The sequence below is a fragment of the Teredinibacter purpureus genome (genome assembly GCF_014217335.1).
Classification (GTDB): Bacteria; Pseudomonadota; Gammaproteobacteria; order Pseudomonadales; family Cellvibrionaceae; genus Teredinibacter; species Teredinibacter purpureus.
The window spans coordinates 1,026,993-1,044,950 of sequence record NZ_CP060092.1 but is presented as its reverse complement, the minus strand read 5'-3'; the positions used below and the strand labels follow the sequence as shown (position 1 = coordinate 1,044,950).

Sequence of the window (17,958 nt, the reverse complement as noted above, 5' to 3'; positions counted from 1 at the left end):
TCGAATCTTTTATTTTTGTAAGGTAGCGGGTAGTTCAGCCATACCAGCCTGCAGCAGGCTAGCACTCTCGGACAAGGTACAAAAGCGAATGTCTCTTTCGGCAGTCAGTGCCGATATAACCTGTTCAATCCGCTGATAAATATGGTCGACATCTTCTTTACTTTCGGCGTAGCTATTCTGCCCCGCCAGCAAGCTCGAGCTGTGCAAATACATATGAACCACGTCGTGACCATCGTTAATAGCGGCGTTGATCAACAACAACATATCATCGCTAGATGCCAGTTCCGGACTAAGGTATATCTTCCGTAATAATTTCATTTGCCATGCAAGGCCAATCAAATGAAGATGACGAAGCGGGGACAACTCTAACAGACGATGAACTCGCCCCCAAAACCGAAACGGTTTACGATTAAACCCCGCTGTAACCGGTATTTCAAAAACAGTGCGCTGCGTGCCTGCTACATCTGTATTACTTTCATCTGGCCAATAGGGTGTGTTAATACTGTCGCTGCACGAAAAATAGCTGTTTTCATAGAACGGTAGAATACTGGAATCCACCACGTAGCCGGCCTTCCCAATAGCCTTCAATACCGAGCCATTAATGCCCCATCGGCCAGTGCGAAAAACCGTTGGCGTTACACCAATGTTTTGTTTAATGGTCGTCGTAAGGTGTTGCAACTTCTCGCTAACCAGTTCCGGTGATAGATTAACCACATGAGACTCACGTTCACCATTAAGCACGGTTAAAGGCGGGGTGCACCACGGATGCAAGTGCGCACCCACTTCTGATGTATTCTTCGCAACAATATTTTTTAAGGTTTTACTGGCTGTCTCGTCATTTGCTACAGGGTAGTCAACCAAGTAGGTCGGCCGAATACCCAACCGCTCGCAGAAAGCCTGAAACCGAGGCAAGCATTGAATATTTTCAATTGAACAGTCTTGCTGGGGAAAAACGCCATCCCAATTAAACTCTTCTTCCGTATCGACAGAAAGAAGAAAAAGTATGGGCTTACGCGATTTGGGAATTTTCACGTAATATCAGCACTCAATTTTCGGTAGAGGCGGGTGTAGTCGTCGGCCATCCGATTACCCGAAAACTCCTTCATCACATAATCCCTAGCGCTCGAGGCTATTCTGTCTGCAACCGCTGTATCGTAGAGCAATGTTTTCCAGCAATCTTCAAGTGCGGCTTTATCGCCGAGTTCTGCGAGCAATCCCGTTTCATTATGAAAGAGTAACTGGTCGATACCTGCAATTTTGTATGCTGCAACGGGAATACCCATCGCCATAGATTCCATCAAACATCGCGGTATACCCTCTAGTGTTGAGGTCATCACAAATAAATCAAAACTCTGTAGCCACTCTATGCGGTCATCCCGAAAACCTAAAAATTGTATCTGGCTAGTCGCGGCTAATGTGTGAGCGTAACGCTCTAACTCTGCACGCTCGTCCCCGTCGCCCAATAATATTAACTCTAGCTCGGGGTTCTCGGCAGACAAACTATTGAATATATCCAACAGATCAAAAATATTTTTTCGGCTTATCATTTGTCCAATAAAACCCACACGTTTTTTCTTTTTTTCTCTTAAACGCAGATTACTACTGGCACTGGCTATTTGATCACTGGCTTCTTCTAGATCTACACCATTTTTAATATAACAAAGCGCATTTTCTTTAACGCCCAAGGCTCGTACATCGGCACACAGCTCTTCCGACAGTGGCGCCACTACGTCAAAATGCTTAAGCGTTTTGTTGCCCAATGCAATATAGGCTCTAAGTTTCCAGTCTTCTGCGTTTTCAAAACCATGTGGCGTTGAGATAGTTGTAACTCCCGCCAGCCGACCAGCAATCAAACCTAAAATATCTGATTTGTATCCATGAGTATGGATAAGGGTATAACCTTTCTCACGGATCAGGTTTTTTAGACGTAAAATAACGCCTAAATCAAAGCGATTATTCATTTTCACTTCGTGTACGGTTTGGCCTGTTGCGCGATACTCGCCAACTATTTTAAGCTCTTCCATATTAGGCTCTACCGTTACCGCAAGATCACACTGTATCGCGGTGGCATCTAAGCTTTTGGCCAAGGTAACAATCCATCGTTCTGCCCCGTAATACCCAGTAGGGCAAATAAGCTGAAGTACTTTTATAGGTTTTATTATTGAATGACTCATAGTTTTACTATTTTAAACAATCCGGTAAGCGTACCAATGATTCGGGCGGGAAAATACAGCACGTAAAAGCGCATGATATCTCGCAATGAAAGCGTCCCCGCAGATTTCCCATACAGCCTTATACTGTAAAGCACAACGGGAAACAAAGTGAGCATACCACTGACTACCGCAAGCAATACGCTGCCGGCAACTAAACTAATAACCGTCGATACCGCAAATAAGAGCACCCATACCGGCACCAAGAAACTCGGCCATTCGGCCAAAGGTATTTTCCGGCCCTTCATCGACTGAAGATTGGATTGACCACGCCAAATTTCTTTTTTGAACATGCTGCCGTAGGCTTTATCTTCCCCCAAATGAATATAGTTTGTTCGTGAGGTATAAAACAATTCGCCCTGCTCGGCGACTTTTTGGGTAAAAAAGTAGTCTTCGCATGTTACAAGATTTTCGGGAAAACCACCTGAAAGCGAGAATACTGTACGCCGTAAGAATAAATTTCGACCAGGCAGAAAGTCAACATTACACTCTGTGCTTACATTGCTTAAGGTCGTTCTAATTTTCTCAAGCACTGGCGCCGCATTGTCACAGCGCTGCATGGCACTCACGATAACTCGTTTAGGGTTTTCATATAGAGCGCCCAACATACTGACGACCCAATCGGGTGCGAGTTCAACATCTGCATCTAAAAACGCTAGGTAGTCTCCACTCGTTTCTTCACAACCAATATTGCGCATGCGCGAAATCGTTTCATGCTCAGGACGAAAAACAACGTTACCTTGCAGCGCTTCTATTAAGGCCATTGTTGACGTTTCCAACGCGGTATTCTGCGTTACCACAACAACTTCAAGGCATTGGCCGTTTAGTTTTTGCTGGGTAATAGAAGCCAAGGTATCCTGCAAGAGATTTTCTCGCCCTCTATGCGGAATAACAAACGAAATTTTTTCGTGTTGTGTAACCATAAATGCTATTGATTCCTAGCGGTTGGGTAAACGTAAATAGACAAAGAAATAGAGCGTTCTCATCGGGCATTGAGCATATCGGCAACATATTCGCCTATCGCTAACGACGAGGTAAGGCCAGGCGATTCTATACCCAACAGATTTATCTGCCGCGGTGTTGGCTCCACAAAACTAAAGTCGACGGCGTCACCACCTGGCGGCTGGAGTTTAGGGCGAATGCCCGCGTAAGCGGGTTGAAGGTTGCCGGCATTTAAATTAGGGAAATAGCGCTTAACCGCTTTAGCGAAAGCGTGCTGCTTGGTTGAGTCGACACCGAACTCTCGCTCATCTGTATACTCGGTATCCGGGCCAAACCGTACCTGTCCGCCCATATCCAAGGTTGCGTGCACACCAAGCCCTGTCGTATTTTTTTCCGGCATAGGATATACAAGATGGTTAAAAGGTGACTTTCCCATTAACGAAAAATAACTGCCTTTACAGTAATATAATTTAGGAATATTGACCAAGGAATTCCCGCTAATGTTCTGAGCAATGACGTTCGCATCTAAGCCGGCACTGTTAATAAGCGCCCCACATTTTAGACGGTAAGGCTCACCCACACTCACCATGTCGACAATGTAACTTTTGCCGTCTTGTTCCGCGCCCATAAATTGCGTGTCCAGGCACAGCATTCCATCCTTGGCCTCTATACAATCGGCAAGTGCCGACATATAAGCATGGCAGTCGATAATACCGGTACTCGGTGAAAATAGACCCGCTACACCTTTCACGTTCGGCTCTTTTTCTGCTAGAGCTGCAGCATCGAGGTGCTGTAAATCGAAAACACCATTCGCAACCGCCTTTTCTTCAAGCGCTGCTAGGTCGCTCGCTTGCGATTCGTCAACGGCGACAATGACTTTGCCCAGCCGCTGATGCGGCACTTTGTATTGTTCACAAAAGCGGTATAACTTCTCTTTTCCTGCAACACAAAGTTTGGCTTTAAGCGAATCTGTGGGGTAATAAATACCCGCGTGTATCACTTCACTATTACGGCTACTAATACCAGAGCCGATTGTTTTTTCTGTTTCGATAACAACCACAGAAAGATTTTTTTCGGCAAGCACTTTACCAATAGCAAGGCCGACCACTCCTGCGCCGACTATGCAGACATCTACAAAATCCATATCGTTATTAGACATAATACTGTTCTATTTAAGGTTGGCGCCTAAACGAAGCCGACTAATCGGCTAATAAACGATATAGTTTGCACGTAGGCCAAATAAATTTTCGGTGTAACCGACTGTCCCTGAAGCTGCTAGCCATTCGTTGCGGCCCACATAAAAGGTTGCCTCTAGCATCTCAGAAAACTTTAGTTCCATGGCTAATCGGTCAGAAACATCTTCCGCACCACGCAATTCGCCAGAATCAAATTTTATTTTAGATTGACGTCGTTCGTAACCGAAATCGGTGCGTCGATTAAACGCATATTTAACGCTCATTCGCCCGTATATATTGGTGGAATCTTCATCGGAAAATTCTTTATACACTTCGCGCTCTCGGCCTAGTACGAAATCTATATTCCAGTGATCTTGAAAGTTGGTATCACTAAGGCTAATTTCATATGTTGTTGACCTAAACCGGTCAGCGGCAACTGCTGTTGCATCGGCTTGACCTAATTCAATATTATCTTCAGCTTGCTGAATACCACTTCGGTTACTATCACCAAGAGAGGTGTCGGTAATATCACTGGATATTCTCATCCCCAATGTTCGAGTGTCATCGATATACCGTATATTGACATCGTAACTAGGCGCATTAAATTCAATTTCGTCACTTACTGTGCGGTTGTAACCCGCACTTAGATCGTAAGCAATATTCCGTAACTCTGCCTGGTAGTTAACTATCGCTTTATCGTATTTGTAATCATAGAGTTCTAATTCAACTTCACTATGCTCAAACATCAAACCAAAAGACGTGGTCCTTGAAACTCGGTGAGCCCACTGCAGCTCACCCCCGTAACGCGTTGAATCTTTTAACTCTTGTTCTTGATAACGAATTTCGGTAACACCCGCACTAATAATCAAGAAATCAACAGCGCCCAATTTTAGCTTTAGATTTGGATCAATATCGGTAATGGATCGAACATCACTATTTTCTAAATTATCAGAAACACCCGAACCTATCAGTGTGCGCTCTCGTGAATGTACGATATCAAGCCCAAGAGGTGCTTCTTTTTTACCAAAATGCATACCACCATAGCCCGTTGTAATGTCTACATCGTCCTGGCTATTTTCGTCGTAAGTGGTTTTGCTGTAGTCGTATGCAAGGTCATAAGAATAGTTCTCTGCAATATTGGCTGTACTAACCTTCAGTCCATACTCGCTAATAATCTCATCGAAACTACCGTCGAGCGCTTGCTCTGCGTTGTCTGTGCTTCTGAGGTCGCCAAACGCTTCTACTCCCAACTCCAACCCCATCACGGTTGTACTACAACCGAAAACTACTAGCCCAGCACCGAGAACAGGGAGGCGTTTTTTAAAAGAAACACTGACGTTTAATCGCTTTATCTTAAAAACATTCACAGCATTGTCACCCGTATTGGAGCTTAAACTACGTCATGTAAAGCCGGTTATAGATAAAACCTATATAAGCAGCAAAAAACACTACTAGCGTCAGTATTAACACTAAAATATCCCGGCGCATGATTCTTTTACCCAGCGCCGAATAGCAGTAAGGAACGTCGATAATAAAACGCGTGCCGTTAAAAGCCCTATTAATGGGCTTGGAGGAGCGTAATCGAGGGTCAAGAAAAATAAACGCAAAGACAGCACCAAATGGAACAATCAATCCCACTATCGGTGCGATCACGGCGAACTGAATAAACTTCAAACCAATAGACTGTAAAGGATAAACAGCGGGTTCATGTATTTGGTAAGACACGCCCTGCCCTTCAATATCCAACACCATCGACAATCTTGCGTTTTCTTTTCGACCGAGCATTTCTTCGTAAACGCCCTGAGTCACATCATAGTCTCGCGTTAGCTCCGTTAATTTCGCTTCGTTGGAGGCCACTTTTTCAGCACGCACTAACTCATTACTCAACAATTTATTCAACGAATTTATTCGCTGTGTTTGCGTTCTTAAATCGACTTCGGCAACGGAAAGTTGAATACGTAATTCTTCATACAATGGGTTCGCACCATCGTTCATAGTGAAACTCGGTTCGATCCCTTCTTCTTCATAGGTGCGCTCAACCGTTTTTCTAATTTCTTCAATTTGCGCCTTAATCGAGACAATATCGGGATAATTATCTTGATAGGTAAGGCGTAACGATTCTAGCTCTTCTGTTAACCCTCGCTTACGCCTATCTAACGTTTCTAACCGACTACGCGCCTTTAAATAACTGGATTCAGACGTTAGCTGTTTTCTCAGCGCACTAAGACGCGAGGTTGTTTCCGATTTAGCTAACCCTAAGCCTTCAATTTCAGCGCGAAGCTGTCCTACACGGTTAGCAACACCAGCTTCAGTGCCGTCAGTGTTCGTCGATTTAAACACTTTCAGTTTTTGCTCAGCATCTTCTAGCTGGTTTTTATACGCTTGCACTTGAGAGTCGATAAACTGATAAGCCGAGTAACTCTCTTCTTTCTTCTTTTTGTTGGTGTAATCTATAAAAATATTCATAGTCGCGTTAAGCACTTGATACGACTCTTCTGCACTACTGGAGGGATAGGTCAATCGAAAATATTCACTACCAAGCGACATAATTTTTATAGTGCCGCGTAGCCGTTTCACCCGCCTTTCAATTTTTTCGGGCGCCACAGGCTCAGGCATCAACCCCGCTTCTTCAATAACTTTTTCTAAAAATTGGCGATTATAGATAATTTCACGGGCTTCGTTAGTACGGTCTACGCGACCAACTTCCGCTCGACCACGCAATAGCGGCTCTAAAATGTTGGTTTCATCTACATGTAAGACTGCGCTAGTTTCATAGGTTTGCGGCCAACCGGCACCCATAAACACAATAACGCCGCTTATAGAAATAAATGTTAATACGAAGGCACGCTTATACCGCACAAGCTCTAAGCTAAGCGCTCGTATTAACTCTTTTATATCCAATAATTCCATTTTTTAAAATGCTCTTTCGGGAACCGTAACAATATCGGAAGGTAACAGTGGGTAATTAGTTTCAAGCTTACCTTTGTTTAAAATGTCATCGAGGTAAATGGGGTAAATTTTTATAGTGCCACCACTATTGCGGTAGAGTTTGGTTTTATTGGCCTTAGCAAATTCTGTTAACCCACCAGCTTCGAGCACTAAATCAAGCACGGTCATGCCGTCTCGGTACGGCATAGATTTCTGACCATTCACCGCTCCCGTAATCCGAATGCGTCGTTGAAATTCAGCACTGTTCGGGTTAGTTACAATAACGGTAACTTGAGGGTTACGCACAAACGCTTTTAGCTCTTCGCTAATACGCTCCGCAAGCTCTTCCGCTGTTTGCCCAGAAGCACGCACATCACCTGCCAATGGCATTGAGATCTTACCGTCTGGGCGTACTGGTACAGCTAACGATAACTCCGGGTTACGCCAAACATTGATCGTAAGCGCATCAGCAACACCAATTTTATAAGCCTCCGTTGCCTCTGGCGGCTGGTATACCGGCTTGCCCTTGGCAAAGTTATTGGACCCGCAAGCCGTCAACATAGTGCCTAGTAACAGCACTATTATCATTTTTAAGGATAATGTCATTGTACTCATGTCGTGCTCCATCGGTTTTAGTGGACACCCTTGCCCAACAGTACTACCTCAACTGTTTGAATCATAATAAGTAGATCCATGAGAAAACTATGATTCTTGGTGTAGTAAAGATCGTATTCCAGTTTGTTTTTCGCGTCTTCCTCTGAAGCGCCGTAAGGATACTTTAGCTGCGCCCAGCCCATTAGCCCGGGCTTAACGGTATGGCGAATATCGTAATGCGGTAGTTTTTCACCTAACGCTTTTACAAATTCGGGCCGCTCTGGTCTCGGGCCAACGAAACTCATTTCGCCTCGTATGACATTATAGAGCTGTGGCAACTCATCAAGCCGAGTATTGCGGATAACCGCGCCTACTCGTGTAACACGGCTATCGTTTTTAGACGCCCATATCGCTTTACCGCCTTTTTCAGCATCTTGGCGCATGCTGCGAAATTTATAAATACGAAAATTTTTACCGTTATAGCCCACACGATTTTGGTGGTACAACACTGGCCCGCCCGATTCGAGGTATACGGCGATAGCCGTCAACAGCATAAAGGGCGCAAGCAGGATACAAAGGCCACCGGATATCGCGAGATCAAACATTCGCTTAGCAACATCGCGACTCTTCGAATAACGAAAACCGTCGGAATATAGCATCCAAGATGTGGACAATAGCGGTATTTTCATGCGCGTAAATTCACGCTCATAAAATGACACGGCTTCCGAAATGGAGACGGCGCGTAACTTAAGCAGTAAAAACTCATAAAGCGGTACACCGCCGCCTTCGCTTTTTCGCCGTTCATCCTGCGCCACGACAATCTCAGACACATTATGCAGCTGAGTAAACGCGGACCAGTCGTCTGGAATACCCATGTGGAGGCTCGCGGGAATGCGATCGTCAAAGCTTTCCCCGATGCAACCAACAATTTCGGTTTCTCGCAAACCTTCAGCCGCCGCAGACTCCACAAGAAAGCCGGCCATGTTGCCACTGCCGTATATCACCACATTGCGGCGCAACTGCTGGCTATCAATAACGCGGGAAAACACCACCCGCGTTAGCATTACCATAAAGAAGCTGGCAATTATTGACCAAAAAATGGCCGTTTGATGCAGGGTGACCCCCGGCACAACAAAGCGCGAAAGCGTAAACGCCAAACTACCCAACAAGAAAAAGCTTACGATGGTTCTTAACACCATGTTGGTAAAACTTTCTCTTGTTAGCGCGCCGTACACCCCCATCGATAGCGCACAGCACCCCATTATCACTGCATAAAATAGCGTCTGACTGAGGATGGGCGCTCGCTCAAGAAATGGAAACTCAGGCGCCGGGGTTAGTAGTGATGATAAAAAATGGGCGATAAGCCCGTGACCGATCATCTCGATACAACCTAAAACGAGATACGGTAAGTGAAGATAGTGCTTTCTAATACGGATATAAGCCACTCAATCAATCCTGTAAGTTTGAGGACATTACCAAAGTCGGTATTGTAGCGTTAAAGAACCTGATACATCCTGAAGGCTCCCATTATGCGGAATATGCAATTGTCTTAAATCAGGCGCCACGCTGTAAAGTGCCGAGAAGTCTTACACATACTTCACTTTTGATAGCACCAAACAGCATTTGAGGCTGTAAAACACGGTGTTTTCGGTTAGAATCCCGCCCTCAATTAACCCTTACTAAAAGGAAAGGCCCATGAAACAAGTTAAGAAAACTGCCGAGTACACCATTTTCCAACGTAACGACGAGCGTTATGCCGTGCGCGCAGCCAATCGCAGTTGGATCAATGGCGATGATAAAGTCGCTATATTGCAAGCTGAAGGCTTAGTTAAAAAGCCTGAGCCCAAGCCTGCAGAGCCAGAAGTTGCGGCCGCAGAAGGCGAAGCTGCTAGCGAGTAAGCCAAAACACCATTGGCAACGTAAAACCGGATACTGACGTAACAGAATCCGGTTTTTTTGTGCCTGTCGATTCTATAATCTACAACTTTTATACTGCCGTGGGTTAACGTAACACAACGAGCAACACCAAGTACGCGGAATACATACTGAATTAGGGGAAAGTGAGTGGGTTTGTTTAAGCAGGAGTATAGCGGCCATGTTTTTGACCACGGCCAAACAGGTAAAATCGGCGTGCTTATTAGCAATCTTGGCACGCCCAATGCGCCAACCAAAAAGGCCCTTCGGCCTTATCTTAAGCAATTTTTGGCCGACCCTCGAGTAGTCGAGTTTCCGAGACTGCTTTGGTGGTTTATTCTCAATGGCATAATATTAAATTTTCGGCCCGCACGATCGGCAAAATCCTATGCTACGGTCTGGACAGAAGAAGGTTCACCCTTAGCCGTTCATACGGCAGCGCAAGCTCAGAAGCTCGCCGAGTCATTAGCCGAATCACACGGCACCGAGCTTGTTGTAGACTGGGCGATGCGTTACGGTTCGCCCTCCATCGCTGACACCGTACAAAAGATGCTCGACAAAGGTGTGCGAAAACTGGTCGTCTTACCTCTTTACCCGCAATACTCCGCAGCAACTACCGCTTCAACCTTTGATGCCATTGCAGCCGATTTTACCCGCAGACGATGGCTACCCGAGTTCCGTTTCGTGACAAGCTATCACGATCACCCGGCCTATATTGAAGCCATTGCTGATAGCATTCGCGAACATTGGCTTACACATGAACGCGCGGAAAAACTATTGTTCTCCTATCATGGCGTGCCGTTAAATTACCTTCACAAGGGTGACCCTTATCATTGCCAGTGCCTCGCAACATCGCGTCTTGTTGCGCAATCGCTAGGATTAAAAGACGATGAATACCTTACCACGTTCCAGTCGCGCTTCGGCCGTCAAGAATGGTTGAAACCCTATACAGACAAAACCTTAATTGCACTGGCAGAAGAAGGCATAACATCGGTTTCCGTGATCTGTCCGGGCTTCTCATCCGATTGCCTCGAAACCATTGAAGAAATTGGCGAAGAAAATCGCGATTACTTTTTAAATGCAGGTGGTCAGCACTTTGACTACATACCCGCACTAAACAGTACTCCTGGACATATTCAGCTGTTAAAACGTCTTGTAACCGACAACCTGCAGGGCTGGTTAAACGCCAACACCGGCGAAAGCCAAACCACACTGCAGCAGCGCACCGAGCGGCATGACCAATGCCCGTTTAATCGCGCTCAGTAATAGCCTAATTTAAACCCTTACATTACTCCTCATTCGACAACGGAAAGACAACATGAAAACACGTGCAGCAGTGGCCTTTGGTGCCGGAAAACCCTTAGAGATTGTTGATGTTGACCTCGAGGGCCCTAAAACGGGCGAGGTTTTAGTCGAGCTAAAAGCGACGGGTGTCTGCCATACCGACGCGTTTACCCTCTCAGGGGACGACCCAGAAGGCGCGTTTCCCGCTATTTTAGGTCATGAAGGCGCAGGGATTGTACAAGAAGTTGGTCCCGGCGTTACCTCACTAAAACCCGGCGATCATGTGATTCCACTTTACACGCCCGAATGCGGCCATTGTGACTTCTGCCGTCACCCCAAGACCAATCTCTGTCAATCCATTAGAAGCACGCAAGGGCAAGGCTTAATGCCAGACGGTACCAGCCGTTTCTCCTTTGAAGGAAAACCCATTTTGCATTACATGGGATGCTCTACCTTCTCAAATTATTCTGTTATGCCAGAAATCGCCCTCGCAAAGATTCGCGAAGACGCACCCTTCGATAAAGTGTGTTACATCGGGTGCGGTGTTACCACCGGCATAGGCGCTGTATTGTTCACCATGAAAGTTGAAGCCGGCACTACTGTTGCGGTGTTCGGTTTGGGCGGCATTGGCTTGAATGTAATTCAGGGCGCCCGCATGGCCGGCGCCTCTCGTATTATCGGTATCGACACCAACCCCGCTCGCGAGGCTCTGGGGAAACAGTTTGGCATGACCGATTTCATCAACCCACAGTCCGTCGAAAATGTTACCGACACGATCATTCAAATGACCGGCGGTGGCGTGGATTACAGTTTCGAATGTATCGGCAACGTCAACGTTATGCGACAAGCCCTCGAATGCTGCCATAAAGGCTGGGGGGAAAGCTGTATTGTCGGTGTCGCCGGTGCTGGGCAAGAAATTTCCACACGCCCATTCCAGCTCGTAACAGGCCGGTCTTGGCGTGGCACAGCCTTTGGCGGTGCTCGTGGTAGAACCGACGTACCCAAAATTGTAGATTGGTACATGGACGGCAAAATAAACATTGATGACTTGATAACGCATACTATGCCGCTTGATGACATCAACACCGCCTTCGATCTTATGCACGAAGGTAAAAGTATTCGCTCCGTCGTACTGTACTAACACGGCGGCTTATCTATACCCACAACGGGAAAAGGTCTATACATGCTCGAAATCGCTCGCCAAAAATGCTTCGACGGCGACCAGCTTCGCTTTCAACACACCAGTACGGCGCTCAATTGCAGCATGCGCTTTTCGTTGTACCTGCCCCCACAGGCACAACACACACCCGTACCGGTACTTTTTTGGCTTTCTGGCCTCACCTGCACCGACGAAAACTTTGTGCAAAAAGCGGGCGCACAAGCCTACGCCGCCCAGCACGGTGTTGCCATTATTGCGCCCGATACCAGCCCGCGAGGTGAAGGCGTACCCGATGATCCCGAAAAAAGCTGGGATTTCGGCCTAGGCGCAAGCTTCTACCTCGACGCAACAACGCAACCGTGGCAACAGCACTACCAAATGCAAACGTACGTATGTGAGGAGTTGCCGGCGCTATTGGCACAGCATTTCCCCATGCTTTTACCCCGATACAGTATTTTTGGTCACTCTATGGGAGGGCACGGCGCAATCACGTTGGGGCTCAAAAACCCACAGCTGTTCACGTCTATTTCCGCGTTTTCCCCCATCTGTGCACCCATGCGCTGCCCTTGGGGCGAAAAAGCTTTCGAGCACTATCTAGGTGATGATGAAACGCAATGGCAAACCTACGATACCTGCTGGTTAGTGGAAAATGGGGCGGTTAAAACGCCTCTGCTGATTGATCAGGGCTGCGACGACGACTTTCTCGAAGAGCAATTACAGCCACAATTATTGCAACATTCCTGCGCGCAGCACAATCATCCTCTAACCTTAAACATGCGTGAGGGTTACGATCACAGCTATTTCTTTATCGCGAGCTTTATCCGTAATCACATCGCCTACCATGCGGGATATTTGGCACCCTAAACCATTAAGTTAGTGCCATCTAACGCATTTTCCTGCAAGGCGGAACGAGTACTGGAAAAGACAACGTGAAGAAAAGAGCATTAAATTCACGCACTTTGCCAATTGACGTTCCGCCGCTAATAACAACCGCTGCCCAACCTCGCTGGAAACCATATTGGTGATAATCGACGAAAATGGCAGCCATTGGAAACACGTTAACGAATCTAGGAGCGTTAACAAAGAAACAACAGGAGTTTGCGTGGTTTGATTTCGGCTATGAGTGACAACGAGTTGCGTTGCTTTCGCGCGGCTATGAAATGGCAAAGACGCGCGGCACTCCAGCAACTCTTTCAAGCGCTAATACCACGGCTACCCTACCGGGAGAAGGCACGGAAACAAACCGCCATCGTCAAGCTGGTCTACGCCCTCATGATGTTAGCACTCTCACCCGTACTGGCCTTAGCTTGGCTACTGCATGCCGTTTTTCAACTAGTCGCCTTCCCGTTTCAGATACTATCGACGTTCTTATCCCCAAACGACCTCAAAGGCCCTGGCGAACGCAACCTGCAAGGCATTCATAATGCTTTTATTCCACATTTCGACCTAAGCCCTCACTACTACATGCTCTGCGTGAATGATTGGATCGCCATTTTGTATGGCCAGCAGACTCTAGACACACACCGCATGGACAAACAAGTCAGCGTTCGAAACATGGCGTTATTCGGCGTAAGCAATCCCGAATTAAACGAACTCCCACTCCGTAACGCCCTCTCACAAGCCAGAGAAACGCTGTCTCAACAATTAGGGCATTACTAATGCGTTAGCCAGCACTCACTTAGTGCATTATTTACGTGTTAGGCAGGCCATTATTTCAATATGTGGCGTATGGGGAAACATATCCAACGGTTGCACCTCACAGACCTTAAAACCATGCGCCATAAAGACCGCAAGATCGCGGCTAAACGTTGCTAAATCACACGAAATGTAGAATATAGTCTTAATTGACGACTTCTTACCCAGAAGGGGCGCGGTAATTTTGACCCCATCACGGGGTGGATCTAATACCAGTACCTCAGCGCGCTTTGCCAAGGGCCGCAACTTTTCCGCATGCTCTTCAGAAAACAAATCACACACCACCGTTTCTACCATGGGCCAAGCACGTGCTCGCAACTGAACCAAAGCCGCTGGCACCGCTTCCACCGCAATAACACACGCCGCCTGCGATTCAACAATAACCTCCGTTAAATTACCCGAGCCACAAAACAACTCAAGTACGGTTTTACCCTCCACCAACCCAGACAAACCTGCCTTTAGCCACCGTCGAATTTGCAGATTTTGAGCACTGTTAGCCTGCTGAAAAGGTAATCGCGCATTCACGCTGACACTGGCTGCGGTAACCGTTTCATCAATATCCAACGTTACCCACTTATGGTGTCGCGACGGTGACCATTTCGTATTGGGCAACACACGCCTTAAATCTGCTAAGGTTTGCTGATTCGTGTCGCTCAATACCGGACAGCCCTCTATCGCTACAATGTTATTGGAATTCGCTGCCATGTAACCCACTACCTGGCCATTGGACTTCAGTTGTGCTCGGTTTCGATAGCCCAACTGTTTTTCCGACGGCACAATAGGTTGAACCGTCTTATCACACCCCAACCGCAACATCGCCTGTATTACTCGCGCTTGCTTGGCTGCTAACTGGGCATCGTACGCCATAAATTGCCAAGGGCATCCGCCGCAGTCCTTCTGTGTAACGCCCTGATGTTGACAAGAAGGTGGCACGCGCTGCGCACTCCTGCCGCCCTCATTCAAGGTGGTTAAGGCCGCAAAACCAATACGGCCTTTCAAACCTGTTATGCAAAATTCACCCGATTCGCCTTGCCACACACCCGGCACAAAGAAAGTTCGCCCCGAAGGGTGAGTAACAACGCCCCGCCCATCACTGGCTAAATCTTTCACTTCGCCTTTAAACTGTTGACCGATTCGTAACACGACGCCTTACCTATAAAAACCTGTAGAATTCAAGCTGTACCATGAGCGAGCGAACGTACACCCACGGACAAGACAGGGCAGTATACCGGTAAACCGAAGGGGTACGAGACTATTGAAGGGAGCAAAGGAAAAGGAATGAAAACACTTAACGTACAAAACCGCCTCACACGAACGAGCGGTTTTCTGTTCATTAGCGTGGTACTAAGCGCCTGTGAAAAACCCGCAGAAGAGCCTCACGTTATCACACCACCCCCACTTGCGGTCGAAAGGTGTACCGACCCACGACCAGAACTCTGCACAATGAACTACGACCCCGTCTGTGCAACGCATAACAATGGAAACCGCACGACAGAAGCCAACAACTGCACGGCTTGCGCAACAGCAACCGTAGAGCACTATTCTATGGAAGCTTGTGCAGAGTAACCTAGCGGTTAAAACGGCACGCTCATTATCTTGCGCGCATAAAAAAGGCCAGCTCAAAGCCGGCCCAAAGAGAGTCTAACCTAAACCTTACTGAGAGCTACAGGTGCTCTGAGAAACACAGCTTTCATTGTTCTCATAGCCCCAACCACTGCTAGTGTCGGCACAGATAGGATAGCTTGAGCCATACCAATCACATACACCACCATTACCAGTAGACGAGCTGCTTGATGAAGACGAGCTGCTTGATGAAGACGAGCTGCTAGAAGAAGATGAACTGCTAGAAGAACTAGAGCTTCCACCGACTATGCCGCCGTTACCGTCTTGACCTTCACAAGTAGTAGCGCCAATACAGCTTTCGTTGTTCTCGTAGCCCCAACCACTGCTTTGGTTGTTACATACAGGGTGCAACGTACCGTACCAATCACACTGCTGACCACCAGTAGAACTGCTGCTTGAAGATGAGCTGCTGCTTGAAGATGAACTGCTACTTGAAGATGAGCTACTGCTTACTGAAGAACTGCTGCTTGAAGATGAGCTTGAAGAACTAGAAGAAGAGCTAGAGCTGCTTACCGAAGAACTTGAACTAGCGCAATCACTTACGATACCACCTTCACCGGCACCTTGTGTCTCACAGTAGTTGCGACCAATACATGAAGCGTTATTTTCCCAACCAAAACCGGTATCGGGATCGCTACACAATGCACGGGGATCATCTTGGTACCATTTACACATTTCAGTACACTGGCCAGTAGACGAACTGCTGCTTGAGCTGCTTGAAGACGAGCTACTAGAAGACGAACTGCTGCTTGAGCTGCTTGAAGACGATGAGCTTGAAGAGGAGCTAGAAGAAGAGCTAGAACCGCCGCCATACACAGATGCACGCTGAGCAGTTTGCTTAATTCCGTTAGCACCATTAATAATACGGTCGCCCCAAGTCGTTAAGCTACCGGCATTAAAGCTGTTCGTCATATCGAGATCGATACAACAATCGCCATTACCTGACCAGCTCCAACCTAAGTAACCAATACCATATTCCTGAGCAACAGCCATGATGGAATCTGCATCAACGAATGAACCTTGGTGATCTGCACCAAACTCACCCACAATTAAAGGTAGGTTGTGGTTGCTTAGGAAACCAGATACGTAGTTTTCAATGGTGCTACGATCTTGGTAAACCTCATACATGTGAACGCTAAACATAGTGTTGTTCTGGCTATCGGCAGCCGCAACATCAGAGGCGTTGTTGTACATCACGTTATCCCAATCTTGTCCCCAGTTTGGAGCATCGATCATTAACGTGTGCGTTAAACCCGCTGAACGCAATGTTTGAATCGCGCTACGGTGGTCATTAATCCACATTGAGTCGGCCTGGTTGTTACCAACAGGCTCATTTGCGATGTTAATAATCACGTAGTCTTCTTCACCGGTTAACGCACCGGCGATATCAACCCAGTATTGAGCAGCGCTCGCAATTGTACCTACGCCACTTTCTTCACCACCACCAGTAGCATCGTGAACTTCTAAAACACAAATCAATTGGTTTTGCTTACACAATGACACAATATTGGCTACGTCAGACTGGCTGTTACGTGTCCATTGATCACCGTTACTCAATACAACACGTACAGTGTTCGCACCGGCATTAGCGATATCGGCAATAGAACCGGTTTCGCCTGTATACCAAGCGTGCGCATGGTTCACGCCGCGCATAACGAAATTATTGCCATTGGCATCTAACAGCTGAGTACCTGAAACCGAAAAACCGGCCCAAGCGTTTGATGCAATCGCCATAGCTGTAGCGACAGTTGCGCCAACTTTTACTAACTGAAGCGAACAGTTCTTTAAAAAATTAGTCGTCATGGGAGTGACTCCTTTATACAAAAATGAAGGGGGGGCTTTTCTCGACATATACCATCGCTGTCGTACCGACTGAAAGATTCCCGATTAATTGTGTGTCCAAATGGTCTGCTAACAGGAACCTCTGATTAACCACCAAAGTCTTATTGTCTGAAGGCCACAAATCCAATCTCCGTCTCATTACAAAAGCGAAAGGGAGTGAGGGCCGTATAAGAGAAACACGTAAGCTCAAACCTAAACGACAAAAGAATCGCGTTTAAAAAAATTGCCGCAAATATGTGTAACTCGAGAGTGAATCGCCTCTTGGCAAAAACACCTTAGTACTTAATCAGAGATTCCTGTAAGTGAGGGTAGATTCAGGCGGGCTCTCAGTACTTCGAAAAACAAGAAGAAATAACTGATTACTACCAACCTAGAAATTCAAACCCTACGGATTTCATCCTGGCGTTATTATTTTTATTGAAACCTTCAAGCCAATCTGAAGGTTCCTAGGACACTATAGTAGACTGCACCGAAATAGGGGCAGGGCGCACAAAGTACAATGTAACCGGTTGCAGGGCAACTGGAAAAAAGCATTAATTAACGGATTATTCATAGAAAAATGTGCGCAATTCGATATTCGGCGATTTTACTT

17 protein-coding genes are annotated in these 17,958 nt (G+C 46.8%); 6 read left to right on the top strand and 11 right to left on the bottom strand.

All coding sequences use genetic code 11. The features are described 5' to 3' along the window. Positions 1-9: 9 nt before the first annotated feature. The 8 genes from H5647_RS04515 to H5647_RS04480 are packed head-to-tail and all read right to left on the bottom strand — an operon-like array spanning position 10 to position 9,294. Positions 10-1,032 carry a polysaccharide deacetylase family protein gene (locus tag H5647_RS04515; RefSeq protein WP_200911629.1) on the bottom strand — a complete coding sequence of 341 codons (1,023 nt, stop codon included), beginning with the start codon at positions 1,030-1,032 and terminating at the stop codon, positions 10-12. Continuing rightward, the gene (locus H5647_RS04510; RefSeq protein ID WP_045856637.1) at positions 1,029-2,174 is read right to left on the bottom strand and encodes a glycosyltransferase family 4 protein; all 1,146 of its coding nucleotides are present in this window, start codon (positions 2,172-2,174) and stop codon (positions 1,029-1,031) included. The genes H5647_RS04515 and H5647_RS04510 overlap by 4 nt, the downstream gene beginning before the upstream one ends. Further along, positions 2,171-3,133 (bottom strand): glycosyltransferase, encoded by a 963-nt coding sequence (locus H5647_RS04505; RefSeq protein ID WP_045856635.1) that lies wholly within the window; start codon positions 3,131-3,133, stop codon positions 2,171-2,173. The genes H5647_RS04510 and H5647_RS04505 overlap by 4 nt, the downstream gene beginning before the upstream one ends. 59 nt (positions 3,134-3,192) lie before the next feature. Next, positions 3,193-4,311, bottom strand: coding sequence for an NAD(P)/FAD-dependent oxidoreductase (locus H5647_RS04500; RefSeq protein ID WP_200911628.1), 1,119 nt, complete (start codon positions 4,309-4,311; stop codon positions 3,193-3,195). A gap of 48 nt (positions 4,312-4,359) precedes the next feature. After that, positions 4,360-5,694: a hypothetical protein gene (locus H5647_RS04495; RefSeq protein ID WP_045856634.1), complete on the bottom strand. Its 1,335-nt coding sequence runs from the start codon at positions 5,692-5,694 to the stop codon at positions 4,360-4,362. A gap of 28 nt (positions 5,695-5,722) precedes the next feature. Beyond that, positions 5,723-7,237 (bottom strand): XrtA system polysaccharide chain length determinant, encoded by a 1,515-nt coding sequence (locus H5647_RS04490; RefSeq protein ID WP_045856632.1) that lies wholly within the window; start codon positions 7,235-7,237, stop codon positions 5,723-5,725. Positions 7,238-7,240: 3 nt separating this feature from the next. Further along, on the bottom strand, positions 7,241-7,861 hold the full coding sequence (locus tag H5647_RS04485; RefSeq protein WP_408034020.1) for an XrtA/PEP-CTERM system exopolysaccharide export protein: 621 nt from the start codon (positions 7,859-7,861) through the stop codon (positions 7,241-7,243). Between the two features lie 26 nt (positions 7,862-7,887). Further along, on the bottom strand, positions 7,888-9,294 hold the full coding sequence (locus H5647_RS04480; protein ID WP_045856630.1) for a TIGR03013 family XrtA/PEP-CTERM system glycosyltransferase: 1,407 nt from the start codon (positions 9,292-9,294) through the stop codon (positions 7,888-7,890). 250 nt (positions 9,295-9,544) lie between these two features. Between H5647_RS04480 and H5647_RS04475 the strand changes: the two genes are divergently transcribed. The 4 genes from H5647_RS04475 (at position 9,545) to fghA (ending at position 13,070) form a co-directional block, all read left to right on the top strand. Then, on the top strand, positions 9,545-9,748 hold the full coding sequence (locus H5647_RS04475; protein ID WP_045856628.1) for a hypothetical protein: 204 nt from the start codon (positions 9,545-9,547) through the stop codon (positions 9,746-9,748). Between the two features lie 165 nt (positions 9,749-9,913). Further along, positions 9,914-11,029 carry a ferrochelatase gene (hemH, locus tag H5647_RS04470; RefSeq protein ID WP_408034014.1) on the top strand — a complete coding sequence of 372 codons (1,116 nt, stop codon included), beginning with the start codon at positions 9,914-9,916 and terminating at the stop codon, positions 11,027-11,029. 52 nt (positions 11,030-11,081) lie between these two features. Then, positions 11,082-12,188: an S-(hydroxymethyl)glutathione dehydrogenase/class III alcohol dehydrogenase gene (locus tag H5647_RS04465; RefSeq protein WP_045856626.1), complete on the top strand. Its 1,107-nt coding sequence runs from the start codon at positions 11,082-11,084 to the stop codon at positions 12,186-12,188. Between the two features lie 42 nt (positions 12,189-12,230). Further along, the gene (gene fghA / locus H5647_RS04460; RefSeq protein ID WP_045856625.1) at positions 12,231-13,070 is read left to right on the top strand and encodes an S-formylglutathione hydrolase; all 840 of its coding nucleotides are present in this window, start codon (positions 12,231-12,233) and stop codon (positions 13,068-13,070) included. A gap of 19 nt (positions 13,071-13,089) precedes the next feature. Here the strand turns inward: fghA and H5647_RS04455 are convergent, their stop codons facing one another. Further along, a complete protein-coding gene (locus tag H5647_RS04455; RefSeq protein WP_162926284.1) occupies positions 13,090-13,254 on the bottom strand; it encodes a hypothetical protein in 165 nt (54 codons plus the stop codon). 71 nt (positions 13,255-13,325) lie between these two features. Between H5647_RS04455 and H5647_RS04450 the strand changes: the two genes are divergently transcribed. Then, on the top strand, positions 13,326-13,865 hold the full coding sequence (locus H5647_RS04450) for a hypothetical protein (protein ID WP_045856623.1): 540 nt from the start codon (positions 13,326-13,328) through the stop codon (positions 13,863-13,865). Positions 13,866-13,892: 27 nt separating this feature from the next. Here the strand turns inward: H5647_RS04450 and H5647_RS04445 are convergent, their stop codons facing one another. Further along, positions 13,893-15,044, bottom strand: a complete 1,152-nt coding sequence (locus tag H5647_RS04445; protein WP_045856621.1) for a class I SAM-dependent RNA methyltransferase — start codon at positions 15,042-15,044, stop codon at positions 13,893-13,895. A gap of 135 nt (positions 15,045-15,179) precedes the next feature. On the opposite strand from H5647_RS04445, the gene H5647_RS04440 reads away from it, so the two are divergent. Further along, positions 15,180-15,467 carry a hypothetical protein gene (locus H5647_RS04440; protein WP_052691869.1) on the top strand — a complete coding sequence of 96 codons (288 nt, stop codon included), beginning with the start codon at positions 15,180-15,182 and terminating at the stop codon, positions 15,465-15,467. Positions 15,468-15,554: 87 nt separating this feature from the next. Here H5647_RS04440 and H5647_RS04435 read toward each other — a convergent pair whose 3' ends face one another. After that, a complete protein-coding gene (locus H5647_RS04435; RefSeq protein WP_045856620.1) occupies positions 15,555-17,327 on the bottom strand; it encodes a cellulase family glycosylhydrolase in 1,773 nt (590 codons plus the stop codon). Between the last annotated feature and the right edge of the window lie 631 nt (positions 17,328-17,958).